This window comes from Mycolicibacillus trivialis (assembly GCF_002102395.1).
In the GTDB taxonomy this organism is placed as follows: domain Bacteria; phylum Actinomycetota; class Actinomycetes; order Mycobacteriales; family Mycobacteriaceae; genus Mycobacterium; species Mycobacterium triviale.
Window position 1 is genome coordinate 218,209 of sequence record NZ_LQPZ01000012.1, and the last position, 13,432, is coordinate 231,640.

At 68.3% G+C, this 13,432-nt stretch carries 10 protein-coding genes and 1 tRNA gene; 4 read left to right on the forward strand and 7 right to left on the reverse strand.

What is annotated here, in order from left to right:
- Positions 1-11: 11 nt before the first annotated feature.
- Both AWC30_RS04275 and AWC30_RS04280 read left to right on the forward strand, forming a co-directional pair.
- Positions 12-1,529 carry a TldD/PmbA family protein gene (locus AWC30_RS04275; protein WP_085108946.1) on the forward strand — a complete coding sequence of 506 codons (1,518 nt, stop codon included), beginning with the start codon at positions 12-14 and terminating at the stop codon, positions 1,527-1,529.
- Positions 1,526-2,899, forward strand: coding sequence for a metallopeptidase TldD-related protein (locus AWC30_RS04280; protein ID WP_085108947.1), 1,374 nt, complete (start codon positions 1,526-1,528; stop codon positions 2,897-2,899). Before AWC30_RS04275 ends, AWC30_RS04280 begins: the two co-directional genes overlap by 4 nt.
- A 4-nt stretch (positions 2,900-2,903) precedes the next feature.
- On the opposite strand, the gene AWC30_RS04285 is transcribed toward AWC30_RS04280, so the two are convergent.
- Both AWC30_RS04285 and AWC30_RS04290 read right to left on the reverse strand, forming a co-directional pair.
- Complete coding sequence (locus AWC30_RS04285; protein ID WP_085108948.1) at positions 2,904-3,893, reverse strand: MOSC domain-containing protein; 990 nt, start codon at positions 3,891-3,893, stop codon at positions 2,904-2,906.
- 31 nt (positions 3,894-3,924) lie between these two features.
- A complete protein-coding gene (locus AWC30_RS04290; RefSeq protein ID WP_085108949.1) occupies positions 3,925-5,196 on the reverse strand; it encodes an NAD(P)/FAD-dependent oxidoreductase in 1,272 nt (423 codons plus the stop codon).
- A 166-nt stretch (positions 5,197-5,362) separates the two neighbouring features.
- Between AWC30_RS04290 and htpG the strand changes: the two genes are divergently transcribed.
- Positions 5,363-7,303 (forward strand): molecular chaperone HtpG, encoded by a 1,941-nt coding sequence (gene htpG, locus AWC30_RS04295; protein WP_085108950.1) that lies wholly within the window; start codon positions 5,363-5,365, stop codon positions 7,301-7,303.
- Between the two features lie 3 nt (positions 7,304-7,306).
- Here the strand turns inward: htpG and AWC30_RS04300 are convergent, their stop codons facing one another.
- Positions 7,307-8,182, reverse strand: a complete 876-nt coding sequence (locus AWC30_RS04300; protein WP_085108951.1) for an alpha/beta fold hydrolase — start codon at positions 8,180-8,182, stop codon at positions 7,307-7,309.
- A 93-nt stretch (positions 8,183-8,275) separates the two neighbouring features.
- Positions 8,276-9,028 carry a type 1 glutamine amidotransferase domain-containing protein gene (locus AWC30_RS04305; RefSeq protein ID WP_308214382.1) on the reverse strand — a complete coding sequence of 251 codons (753 nt, stop codon included), beginning with the start codon at positions 9,026-9,028 and terminating at the stop codon, positions 8,276-8,278.
- A 206-nt stretch (positions 9,029-9,234) separates the two neighbouring features.
- Between AWC30_RS04305 and AWC30_RS04310 the strand changes: the two genes are divergently transcribed.
- A tRNA-Ile gene (locus AWC30_RS04310) sits at positions 9,235-9,311 on the forward strand.
- A gap of 193 nt (positions 9,312-9,504) precedes the next feature.
- On the opposite strand, the gene AWC30_RS04315 is transcribed toward AWC30_RS04310, so the two are convergent.
- The 3 genes from AWC30_RS04315 to AWC30_RS04325 form a co-directional block, all read right to left on the reverse strand.
- Complete coding sequence (locus AWC30_RS04315; protein ID WP_085108953.1) at positions 9,505-10,365, reverse strand: alpha/beta fold hydrolase; 861 nt, start codon at positions 10,363-10,365, stop codon at positions 9,505-9,507.
- A 47-nt stretch (positions 10,366-10,412) separates the two neighbouring features.
- Positions 10,413-12,194, reverse strand: coding sequence for an N-acyl-D-amino-acid deacylase family protein (locus AWC30_RS04320; protein ID WP_085108954.1), 1,782 nt, complete (start codon positions 12,192-12,194; stop codon positions 10,413-10,415).
- A gap of 344 nt (positions 12,195-12,538) precedes the next feature.
- Positions 12,539-13,432: IS1380 family transposase (locus AWC30_RS04325; protein WP_109561915.1), on the reverse strand; the 894-nt coding region annotated here is incomplete at its 5' end.

The window sequence follows — 13,432 nt, forward strand, 5'->3', positions numbered from 1 at the left end:
ACGGTGAAGGGGTGACACCGAAACGCGGCATCGACGCGGAGTTTCTCGCGCTGCCCCGCACCGAGCTGGCCGACGCGGCGCTGGCAGCAGCCACCGCCGCCGGCGCCGACCACGCCGACCTGCGCATACACCGCATCACCACCGAGACGATCGCGCTGCGCGACGCCGACCTGGAGACCGCCGCGGTCACCCGCGAACTCGGGCTGGCGGTCCGGGTGATCGTCGACGGGACCTGGGGTTTCGCCTCGCATGCCGAACTGTCCACCGATGTCGCCGCCGAGACGGCCCGGCGTGCGGTGGCGGTCGCCCGGGCCCTGGCGCCGCTGAACCGCGAACGCGTCGAGTTGGCGCCGGAGCCGGTCTACTCCGACGCGACGTGGGTGTCGCATTACGACATCGACCCGTTCGACGTCCCTGCCGCCGACAAGATCGCCGTCCTCGACGACTACTCCGGCCGGCTGTTGGCCGCCGACGGCGTCGACCACGTCACCGCGGCGCTGATGGCGGTCAAGGAGCAGAGCTTCTACGCCGACACCTACGGCTCGTCGATCAGCCAGCAGCGGGTTCGGCTCATGCCGACGCTGTCCGCGCTCACCGTCGACACCGCCGAAGGCGGATTCGACTCGATGCGCACCCTGGCCCCGCCGACCGCACGCGGCTGGGAGTTGGTCGCCGGCGACGAGATCTGGGACTGGTCAGACGAGTTGGCGCAGTTGCCGGTGCTGCTCGCCGAGAAGATGAAGGCGCCCACCGTTTCGGCCGGACCCACCGACCTGGTGATCGACCCGTCGAACCTGTGGTTGACGATCCACGAATCCATCGGTCACGCAACCGAATACGACCGGGCCATCGGATACGAGGCGGCCTACGCCGGCACCTCGTTCGCCACCCCGGACAAGCTCGGCAGTATGCGCTACGGTTCGCCGGTGATGAACGTGACCGCCGACCGCACCGAGGAGTTCGGGCTGGCCAGCATCGGTTACGACGACGAAGGCGTGGCCGCGCAACGCTGGGATCTGGTGCGCGACGGCGTCTTCGTCGGCTACCAACTCGACCGGGTGTTCGCACCGCGGCTCGGGCAGGACCGCTCCAACGGCTGCTCCTACGCCGACTCCCCGCACCATGTGCCGATCCAGCGGATGGCCAACGTGTCCCTGCAGCCCGGCCGTGAGGACCTCTCCACCGAAGATCTGATCGGCCGCGTCGACGACGGTATCTACATCGTCGGAGACCGGTCCTGGTCCATCGACATGCAGCGCTACAACTTCCAGTTCACCGGTCAGCGGTTCTATCGGATCCGGGGCGGCCGCATCGACGGGCAGTTGCGTGACGTGGCGTATCAGGCCACCACCACCGACTTCTGGAACTCGATGGAAGCCGTCGGCGGGCGGCGCACCTGGGTGCTCGGCGGAGCGTTCAACTGCGGCAAGGCTCAGCCGGGCCAGGTCGCCGCGGTGAGCCACGGCTGTCCGTCGGCGCTGTTCCGTGGCGTCAACGTGCTCAACACGCGCAGTGAGGCCGGCCGATGATCCCCGCGCAGCAGGTCGTCGACCTGGCTCTGGCCGAGGCCGCCCGGCTGGGCCGGGCGGAGCAGACGATCGTGGTCGTCGTCGACCGGGCGCAGGCGTCACTGCGCTGGGCCAACAACTCGATGACCACCAACGGCGCCTCGGTGAGCCGCGAGACCACGGTCATCTCGATCCGTCGTGACGACTCCGGCGCTCGGGTCGGTTCGCGGACCACCGCTGAAGTGGACCCGGCGGCGCTGCCCGGGTTGGTCGCCGCGTCCGCCGTGGCCGCGGCGGACGCCTCCCCGGCCCGCGACGCCGCCCCGCTGCTCGGCGCCGGCGACCCACCCGCGGATTGGGACGACGACGTCCCCGGGACCGGGCCGGAGACCTTCGGCGAGCTCATCGGTCCGCTGGGGCGCGGGTTCGGCGGCGCCGCGACCTTGTACGGTTTCGCCCGCCACGAGATGGACACCGTGTTCGTCGCCTCCTCGACCGGGCTGCGACGCCGGTTCACCCAGCCCACCGGTTCGGTGGAGATCAACGCCAAGCAGGCCGGCGCCAGCGCGTGGGCCGGGGTGGCCACACCGGATTTCCTTGCTGTTCCGACCGATTCGCTGCTCGAGCAGTTGGAGACCCGGCTGGGCTGGGCGGCGCGCAGCGTGGAGTTACCCGCCGGCCGCTATGAGACGTTGATGCCCCCCTCGACGGTGGCCGACATGCTGATCTACCTCGGCTGGAGCATGGCCGGACGTGGCGCCCAGGAGGGCCGCACCGCGCTGTCCGCGTCCGGCGGCGGCACCCGGGTCGGGGAGCGGCTCAGTGACCTACCGTTGACCCTGTACTCCGATCCGCGCGCACCGGGGCTGAGGTGCACCCCGTTCGTCGCGGCCACCAGTTCCTCGGAGACGGTGTCGGTGTTCGACAACGGCATGGACATCGACCGGGTGGACTGGATCCGCGACGGTGTCATCAACGCGCTGGCCTACCCGCGGGCCTACGCCGCCGAGTACGACGCTCCCGTCGCGGTCGCCGCCGACAACCTGCTGATGACCGGCGGGCAGGCGAGCCTGCAGGACATGATCGCGGCCACCGAACGCGGGCTGCTGCTGACCACCCTGTGGTACATCCGGGAGGTCGACCCGACCACGCTGCTGCTGACCGGACTCACCCGAGACGGCGTCTACCTGGTCGAGGACGGCGCGGTGACCGCCGCGGTGAACAACTTCCGGTTCAACGAAAGCCCGCTGGATCTGCTGCGCCGCGCCACCGAGGCCGGCGCCGGCGAGCCGACCCTGCCGCGGGAATGGGGGGACTGGGCCACCCGGGCGTCGATGCCGCCCCTGCGGATCCCCGATTTCCACATGTCCTCGGTGAGCCAGGCGCAGTAGTACTTCAGCGGCGGCTGAACTGCACGCCGCGGGAGATCGCCGCGGTGCCGGCCTTCATCAGCAGGCGCTTGACCCTTGCCGCGCCGGCCCCGGCGGTGGTGGCGATAAGTGAGTGGTCGGCCGGGCGGAACCGGATCGGGTCGCCCTCGCGGAGCCGTCCGGGCCGGGCGACCGTGCCGTAGACGCCGAGGCAGTGCCGGGAATGAGCGGCTAGGGTCCGGGTGATCTGCCGGTCCCGGGCCAGTTCGTACTGCGCGTGCGACGGCATCACGCAGCGCACCGTCGGCAGCAGCGGTCGGAGTTCGGCGTCGGGCGCGATCAGGGTGCCCCCACACCAGTCGGTCTCCGGGGAATCGCCCGAGTCGACCGCGTCGACCAGGATCGTGGGCCGGAAGCGGCGGACATCGAAATCCGAGCCCGGCGCCAACCCGGCCATCGTCTGCAGGGTCTGTTCGGTGATCACGTGGATGGGGTAGGCGTCGACGTAGCTGCCTACCGGGGTGATGTAGCGACTCAGCTCCGCGAGCTTCTTGACCGGGAACATCGACAGATCGGGGAGCGGCTCGTCGCGATCGAGTCCGAAGTAGGAGTGGATGTCCGACGCGGTCGCCATCGTCCCGCGGTATTGGTCGCGGTCCTCGATCGGCGGCAGCGGCCGCAGTTCCACATCGCGGTCCAGGTACGACGACAGCGCCGCGTGAACCTGCGGGTCGGAGCTGGAGATCTCGGTGCCGTCCGGGAACTCGATGATCACTTCGGGGGCGTGGCCGGGGCCCGCCTCCGGCGGCGGCGGTCCGACATACCGCGCGGTGCACAGCAGCAGACCGGCCAGCCGCTTGGCGCTGGTGGTCGCCGCCTTCTCCAGATCCCGCACGGCCCAGGTCCGGTCGGCGTGCACCCCCAGCTCACCGACCTCGGCGGTGCTGACCCGGTGTCCTGCCATCGACTTCACCGGATACCGCCAGATGCCGGTGATGCGTCCGATCTCGACCATCCCGGAAAAGCCTACCCGAGCAGCGGCGATGTCAATCCGTGTCGACGTGCCCGAGCACGATCTGCGGGCGGCTGGGGGTGAGATAGCTGACCGCCCAGGACGCGGCCGCCCCGAGGCGCTGCCACACCCCGGAGAGCAGGGCGGCGTGCACGACCAGCCAGGACAGGAACGCGATCGGGCCCTGCATCTGGCGGCGGTGCGGTCCGAGTTCGGCCACGGCGGCGCCGCGCCCGATCATCGCCATGATGCCCTTGTCCAGGTAGCGGAACGGTGTCCGCGCGCGCCCGGTCAGGTCGGCGACGATGTTGCGGGCCGCCCACTTGCCCGACTGCTGGGCCACCGAACCCAGCTGCGGCAGCTGCCGGCCCTTGCTGTCGGTGATGTTGGCACTGTCACCGAGCACGTACACGCCGTCGAAGCCGGGCGCGGTGAGATCGGGGTTGACGTCGACGCGGCCCCCTTTGCCCTGCGGCAACGCGGTGTCGGCGATCAGTTGCGGCGCCTTGAGCCCACCCGCCCACACGATCACGTCGCCGTCCAGCGTCGTGCCGTCGTCCAGGGTGATCCCGTCGGGACGGACCTCGGTCACCTTGACCCCGAGACGCAAATCGACGCCCATCTTCTGCAGTTGTTCGCGCGCGTAGGCCTGCGATTTGTCGGAGAACGGGCCGAGCACCGTGGGCACCATGTCGACCAGCTTGATGCGGATTCCGCGGGCGAACTCCTCGGAGAAGGCGGCGGCGATCGCGGTGTTGACGTTCTCGGCGACCGCGCCGGCCAACTCGACCCCGGTGGGACCGCCACCGATCACGATGAGGTCGAGGGTGCGTTTCATGCCGGCGGGGGAGTCGGCGTCGTCGAGGTGGGCGACCATTTTGGCGCCCAACCGGATGGCGTCGTCGAGGCTGTAGAGCGGGTAGGTGTGCTCGCGGGCGCCGTCGATCCCGAAGTAGTTCGCCGATGCGCCGGGGGCGAGCACCAATGCCTTCGCGCGGCAGATCGTGCCGTCGGCCAGCGTCACCTGCTTGGTGGCCGGGTCGACGCCGGTCACCTCGTCGACGACGACACGCACCCGCCGGTAGCGGCGGAAGATCGCCCGCAGCGGGCGGGCCACCTCCGAGGTGCCGATCTGGGCGGTGGCGACCTGGTAGAGCAGCGGCTGGAACTGGTGATAATTGTTCTTGTCGACCAGCAGGACGTCGACGCCCTTGCGGGCCAGCCGACGGGTGACCGCCACCCCGGCGAAGCCGCCGCCGACCACGATGACGTCGTGAAAAACCGTTCGAGCGTCGTCTGAAGCCATGCCTCGACGCTAGCCCGATTCGGCCGCAGAGCGTATCGGGGCAGGTGAGCCCGGCTGCCGACGGCGAGCAGCGATGGCCGATCATGGGTCGGTGGCGGGCGTGATGCGCTCGTCGCTAAATTCGGAACGAAAAATTCGAGACGAAATCCGGTGTGAGGGGAATGGCATGAACGCGGGTGTCGAGCAGCGGGAGTTCCAGGCGGAGGCCCGCCAACTGCTGGATCTGATGATCCACTCGGTGTACTCCAACAAGGATTCGTTCCTGCGGGAGCTGATCTCCAACGCCTCCGACGCGCTGGACAAGTTGCGGCTGGAAACCTTCCGCAACAAGGACCTCGACCCGTCCGGCGAACTCACCGCCGATCTGCACATCGAGATCGACACCGACCCGGCCGCGCGCACGCTGACGGTGCGCGACAACGGGATCGGCATGACCCGCGACGAGGTCGTCGACCTGATCGGCACCCTGGCCAAATCCGGCACCGCCGAACTGCGCCAGCGGCTGCGCGAGGCCAAGAGCGAGGAGTCGTCAGAAGAGCTGATCGGCCAGTTCGGCATCGGCTTCTACTCGGCGTTCATGGTCGCCGACAGGGTCGAGTTGCTCACCCGCAAGATCGGTGACAGTGACGCCACCCGGTGGGAGTCCACCGGGGAGGGCACCTACACCATCGAGACGGTCGCCGACGCGCCACAGGGCACCTCGGTGACTCTGCACCTCAAACCCGAGGACGCCGAAGACGGCTTGCACGACTACACCGCCGAGTGGACCATCCGCAATCTGGTCAAAACCTACTCCGACTTCATCGCCTGGCCGATCCGGATGGCCGTCGAGCGGCGTACGCCACCGGCCGAGGAGGGCGGCGAGGAGACCGTGACCACCGAGGTCGAGACGATCAACTCGATGCAGGCACTGTGGGCGCGGCCGAAAGACGAAGTCTCCGAAGACGAATACAAGGAGTTCTACAAGCACATCGCGCACGCCTGGGACGACCCGCTCGACGTCATCGCGATGCGCGGCGAGGGCACCTTCGAATACCAAGCGCTGCTGTTCATCCCGTCGCACGCTCCGTTCGACCTGTTCAACGCCGACGCCCGCACCGGGGTGCAGCTGTACGTCAAACGGGTCTTCATCATGGCCGACTGCGACGACCTGATGCCGGCCTACCTGCGCTTCATCAAGGGCGTGGTCGACGCCCAGGACATGTCGCTCAACGTCTCCCGCGAGATCCTGCAGCAGGACCGGCAGATCGCGGCGATCCGCAGGCGGCTGACCAAGAAGGTGCTCTCGACGGTCAAGGAGCTGCAGACCAACCGGGCCGAGGACTACCGCACCTTCTGGAGCCAGTTCGGCCGGGTGCTCAAGGAGGGGCTGCTCTCCGACACCGAGAACCAGCAGACGTTGCTGACGGTGTCCTCCTTCGCCTCCACGCACAGCGAGGAGGAATCCACCACGCTGGCGCAGTATGTCGAGCGGATGAAGGAGGGCCAGGACCAGATCTTCTACGCCACCGGGGAATCCCGCGAGCAGCTGCTCAAATCACCGCACCTGGAGGCGTTCAAGGCCCGCGGATACGAGGTGCTGCTGCTCACCGATCCGGTCGACGAGGTCTGGGTCGGCGTGGTCGACGAATTCGACGGCAAGCCGCTGCAGTCGGTCGCCAAGGGCGAGGTGGACCTCGACACCGAGGAGGAGAAGTCCGCCCACGAGGCCGAACGCAAGGAGCAGGAGAAGGACTTCGCCGACCTGCTGGCGTGGCTGCAGGAGACCCTCGACGAACATGTCAAAGAGGTCCGGCTGTCCAGCCGGCTGACCGATTCGCCGGCGTGCCTGATCACCGACGCGTTCGGCATGACCCCGGCGCTGGCCCGGATCTACCGGGCGTCGGGGCAGGAGGTGCCGGTGGGCAAGCGGATCCTGGAGCTCAACCCGACGCACCCGTTGGTGACCGGGTTGCGGACGGCACATACCGAGCGGGCCGACGATCCGACAGTCGCAGAAACGGCGGAACTGCTGTACGGCACCGCGCTGTTGGCCGAGGGCGGGATGTTGGAGGATCCGGCCCGGTTCGCCGAACTACTGGCCGGGCGGCTGGCGCGCACGCTGTAGCCGCTACCGCGTGTGGCGGGCCAGGAAGCCGGTGACCGCCTCGGCGAACACGTCGTTGCGGTCCCCGGCGACCATGTGGCCCGCCCCCTGGACGTCGACGAACTCCACCTGGGGGAAGCGAGCCCGGAACGCATCGGCGCGCTGCTCGCTGACCAGGTCGCTCACCTGGCCGCGGACCAGCAGCATGGGCACGTCGTCGGCCAGGATCGCCGCGACCGCGGCGTGCAACCGGTTGACGTCGGTGACCTCCAGCGGTGGCTGGGCGGCGGTGCCGCTGATGAACTGCGGATCCCAGTGCCAATACCAGCGGTCGCCGCGCCGGCGCAGGTTGGTGGCCAGGCCGGCCAGGTCGGTGGGCCGCGGGCGGTGCGGGTTGTAGGCGGCGATGGCGTCGGCCACCTCGTCGAGGGACGCGAAGCCGCTGTCCATGTTCGCGGCCATGAAGGTGTGGATCCGGCCGGCGCCGACCGGGTCCATGTCCGGCACGATGTCGACCAGCACGACCGCCCCGGCGACCCTGCGGTCGAGCTCCCCGGCCACCAACATGGCGGTGATCCCGCCCAGCGACGCACCCACCAGGACCGGACGTGGCGGAAGGCGGCGCAGCACCGCTTCGACGTCGGCGGCGAAGCTGACCACCCGGTAGTCACCGTCGGGGGACCAGTCCGACTCGCCGTGGCCACGCAGGTCGACCGTCACCGCCTGCCAACCGCGCCGCGCCACCGCAGCGGCGGCCGCGCCCCAGGAACGACGGGTCTGCCCGCCGCCGTGTAGGAACACCACCGCCGGGGCGGCCGGATCACCGAGCCGGTCGGCGACGACGCGCACACCCCGGCCGGCGACGGTGAAGGTCTCCGGTGCTGTGGCGTCGGCGGTCATCTCGAAACGATCGTAGAACGCCGCCCACCTGCGGCCAGCCGGGCACGCACGCGCAGCACGATAGTGCGGCAGCTCGATCAGCCCGCTGCGACGTTAATCTGACGGGCTGGCGAGGAGCCCGAGGAGTGCCTCGGCGGCGGGACCCGAGGAGGCCGGGTTCTGGCCGGTGACCAGCAGTTCGTCGGTGACGACGTAGGGCTGCCACGCGCCGATCTTGGAGTAGTCGCCACCGAGGCGTTTCAGTTCATCCTCGACGAGGAACGGCACGACCTCGGTCAAACCGACCGCGGCTTCTTCCTCGTTGGTGAAGCCGGTGACCTTTCGGCCTCGGACCAGGGGTGTGCCGTCGGAATTGGTGGCGTGCCGCAAGACGCCGGGAGCATGACAGACCAGGGCGAGCGGCTTGTCTGCCCGTAGCGTGGCCTCGATGAGGCGGACCGAAACAGGGTCTTCGGCCAGGTCCCACAGTGGGCCGTGACCACCGGCGTAAAAGATCGTGTCGAAGTCATCGACGGAGACGGAGTCGAGACGGGCGGTGTCGGCGAGAGCAGCCATCGCGTCCGGGTCGGCTTCGAAACGGCGGGTTTCGTCGGTTTGGAAGTCGGGTTCGTTGCTCGCGGGGTCCAGTGGTGGCTTGCCGCCTTGCGGGGACGCGAGGGTGAGGTCGATCCCGGCGTCGGTGAAACGGTAATAGGGGGCAGCGAGTTCTTCGAGCCAGAAGCCGGTCTTGCGGCCGGTGGAGCCGAGTCGGTCGTGCGAGGTGAGGACGATGAGGACCTTGATGATGTGACTCCTTTGTCGCTCGGAGCGGTCGGCGAAGCAGTCAGAGAAAGGAGTGGCCGATATCCGGGCGGTCTTTGAAAGCTGGGTCGGGTTCGGATGTTACCGCCGGAAAATCCGACGGCTGACGGGGAGTCGCTGGACTGTGCTCAGCCTCGGCCCGACGACGATGCGGGCATGGTGGAGGGCGCGCCTCAGCGCGCGAGCACGGAGGTCTCCGCGAGGGTCCACCGGGAACAGCATGGCACGATAGTGACGCGCCGCAGGCGTTCGGGGCGGTAGCTCAGTCGGTTAGAGCCGCGGACTCATAATCCGTTGGTCCCGGGTTCAAGTCCCGGTCGCCCCACCAACAAACCTCGTGTGTCACGTCGGTTGATCCTTGACACTTCCTAGATGACGGAGGTGCTGTCGGTGTCGCAGGTTGCCGAGAAGGTGGGGTGTCGCGGCAGCTGTGCACTCCTGGCTGGCGCGGGATGACGTTATAGGGTCGCGAGGGTCTTAAGGCCCTGCCGCATCGGCCGCGGCGGTGCCCTCGTCCACGTTCAGGCCGCCGCCGCGGTGGCGTGCTCGTCGATGAGGCGGGCTAGCTCGACGGGGGCTTCGTCGGGAATCCAGTGGCTCACGCCGGTCAGCGTCTCCAGCCGCCAGGGGGCGGCGACGAACCGCTCGCTGAGTTCGTGGCCCTTCACCCCGACCGCGGTGTCCCCGTCACTCCACACCTGCAGGGTGGGCACGGTGATCGGTCGGCGCAGCGCCGGCATCGACGGCAATGACCACGGCAACGCCCGGTAATAGTTCAGCGCCCCGGTCGCGGTGTCGCCCTGGCACATCATCTGGATGTCGCGACGCGCCGCTTCCGGCGACTGCCCGGTGCGGGTGAGCATCGTCTGAAAGATCCCGTTCTCCTTGCGCATCAACCACTCCGGCAGCCACGGCAGTTGAAACATCGCCATATACCAGGATTTCGCTAGTTGGTTGCTGCGCAGCATCGACGACGTGAACGCGCTCGGGTGCGGCACCGAGACCGCGGTCAGCGACCGCAGCCGCCGCGGGTGGCCTGCGGCCACACCCCACGCCACCGCGGCGCCCCAGTCGTGTCCGACCAGGTGTACCGGCCCGGTCTCGGCTGTATCGATGAGGGCGACGACGTCATCGACCAGTTCGCCGAGCCGGTAGTGGCGCCGGCCAAGCGGGGTGGCCTGCGGTGAATAGCCGCGCTGGTCGGGGGCGAGGGTGCGATAGCCGGCGGCGTTGAGCCGCTCGGCCACCGCGATCCACGACGACGAGTTCTGCGGGAACCCGTGCAGTAGCACCACGGGTGTACCGTCGGTCGGTCCGGTGTCGCGGACCGCGAAGGACAACCCGCCGCGGCGGAAGCCGGTGATCCGGGTGACATCGGTCATGAAGATCCCTTCCGAGCAGTTAGAGGCACCGACCGAGCGATGGCGGTTCAGGCGACCGTCGCAGCGGGCGCCTGTTTCTCTCCGGCTTTGAGGTAATGCCCGGTCTGCATCGTGCGTCCGTAGCCGTCGATGAACGCTCCGTCGCGAAACACCACCTTGCCGCCGATCCCGGTGGCCACCACCGCTTTATCGCTACGGTTGACCATCCGCGACAATCCACCGAAGAAGTCGGCGGGCTCCTCGTGGTAATCGGCGAGAGTGTCATCGAGGCCTTCCGGGTCGATGACGACGAAATCGGCACGGTCACCACGGCGCAGGAATCCGGCGTCCAACCCGAACCAGGTGCCCAGTTCGCCGGTGAGCCGGTGCACCGCGGTCCCCAGCGGCAGCACCGGTTGGCCGGCTGCCTCGGCGTCGCGCATCCGCTTGAGGAACCGCAGGCCGAAGTTGTAGAACGCCATGTTGCGCAGATGCGCACCGGCGTCGGAGAAACCCATCTGCACATTGGGGTCGCGGGCGATCTTGTCCAGCACGTCGGGCCGGTGGTTGCCGACCGTCGTGGTCCAGCGCACGTTGTTCTCGCCGTTCTCCACCAGGACATCCAAGAACACGTCGAGCGGATGCTCGCCGCGCTCGTCGGCAATCTGGCCGAAGCTCTTGCCGATCAATGTCGAATCGGGGCATTCCACGATCCGCGCATCGTGGAAATCCTTGTGCCACATCCCCGGCATATGGCGTTTGAGCATGAACTCGCGGCGGAACTTGCGCCGGTAGTCTTTGTCGGCCATCAACGCGTTGCGCTGGAGTTGGTCGCGCAGGTGCAGTGCGGCGGTGCCGGCACCGAACTCCTCGAACACCGGCAGGTCGATTCCGTCGGAGTACAGCGTGAACGGCACCGGAAGATGCTGGAAGCGGACCCGCGAGCCGAACACGGCGTTGCCGATCGCCGCGGCCCCACGCAAAACCAGATGCGCTCCCGGGGCGGATTTTCCGTCGGCCACCACCAGCAGGCTGATCGGAACCTGCTTGCGTCGCGTCCGATACGAACCCGACGCCGCGAAGAACATCACCGCGGTCAACGGATTCTTGATGTTCGGCGCGCTCTGCATGATCCGGCCGTGGCGGCGCAGCACATCGATGAGCATCCACCGCTCATGCCACCACGCGTAGGTGGAGGGCAGTGCTCGCGAGCGGTAACGATCCCCGTCGAGTTTGTCGATGGGGGAGTCCATGCCGGAGAGGCCGAGCATGCCGGCATCGAGCGCCTCGTCGAGGCGGGCGGTCATCGCCTTGAGCTCACCCGGTGTCGGCAACGCCCAGGTGTTGGTGGCCCGGCCCAGGCCCATCACCGAGGTGCGTAGATCCGAATGGCCCAAAAACGACGTCACGTTCGGCCCCAACGGCAGCGCGTCGAGGGCCTTGACATAGCCCTCGGGCCCGTCCCAGGTGCGGAACTGTTCGAGTGCACCCAGCACATGGGTGCGCGGCACCGCCTCCACCCGGCTGAACAGGTCGGCGACGTCCTCGGTGCTGGCGTAGACCGACGACATCGAGCAGCAGCCCAACGCGATCGTCGTCACCCCGTGACGCACCGACTCGTCGAGGCCCGGGTTGAGTAGCACCTCGGCGTCGTAGTGGGTGTGGATGTCGATGAACCCCGGCAGCACCCACTTGCCCGCAGCGTCGATCACTTCGGGACAGTCGGTCTCCTCGAGCGTGCCGAAGCTGACCTCGGCGACCCGACCGTCGCGAATCCCCAGCGTGGCTCGCCGCGGTCCGGAATCAGTCCCGTCGAACCACAGTCCATTGCGCACGATGAGGTCGAACATGGTGGCGCACCCCTTCAACTCGGGTCGCGAGAGCAACCTACCTCTGTGTCTAGCACGGACCTCCGAGGTTCAAAAGTGGGCCAGGTCACAGTGATGGCCCGGGTGGGGCGCCGACCCGCGGAATCCCGGGCTCAGATCCCGGTCGCCGCAGCGAGTTCGTGTGGATGACCTCGGACGATTGACACCCGTAGCCTGTTCCCGTTCCTTAACCTCGATCCGTGGACTGTCCTCGCTGATGTGTTGAGGTATGGCTTTCGTGACTGTTCCGGGCTGGAGGCATGGGGTATCTGCTGGTCTGTCCAGCTTTTCCTGTGTTCTCCGGTTGTGGCCTGTGGGGCCGGTGATCAGGCGGTGGTGGTTAGCGGTGGGCTGTATCCGATGGTGTTGCGCCACAGGGTGAGCCAGTGATCAGCCCATGGCCAGTAGCTGGGTAGGTGCAGGATGGGTCGGCGTTGTGGTCGGGCGAGTCGGGCGGGGATGGCAATGATCTTGCGGCGCAGGGTGGCCCCGCGGGCCACCGCGTGGGCTCCGCCGGCGAGCACGCCGGCAGCGCGCAGCAGGTTGTGGGCGATCGCGGCACACAGGATCCATGCGCTGTTGGCCCCGAACCGCCCTGAGGGCATATGTGCCAGGGGTCCGTCGATCAGATCGGAGAACACGGTTTCGATGATGGCGTGGCGGCGGTGGGTGATATCGGCGGCATCGACCGGTTCGGCGGTGTCGGTGAAAAACGGGTGGTACCGCCACACCGGGAACAGCGCGTCGGGGTAGCGGGCGTCTTTGACGCGACGCACGATCAACCGGGCGGTGACCGGATTGTCGGTGGAACTGAAAGCGGTGTAGGTCGTTTCGGCGACTTCGGCATCGGAGATCCAGGCGCCGGTGTCGGGGTCTCGCACGGCGCCGGGATACTTGACTGGGATCCAGGCATGCTCGTCGATGGAGTCGATAGCCGCGGCCACCGGCGTGGACTTGGTCAGCACCAGGGAGAACTGGGCGCCGGCGCGGCGACACGCCGCGGCCACGGCGCTGTTGCCATACGCCGAGTCGCCACGGACCAGGATCTGCCCGGTGACCCCGGCGGCGCGGGCGGTGGCGATGGCTTGGGCGATCATGCGGGCTGCGCCCCGCCCGGAGTTGGTCTTGCCCGCCCGCAGCCGGGCCCCGGTGATCACCGGGGCGCCATCTTCGGTGCTGATCGTGGTGATCAACGGCGACAGGCCCTTGCGCAGGATCTG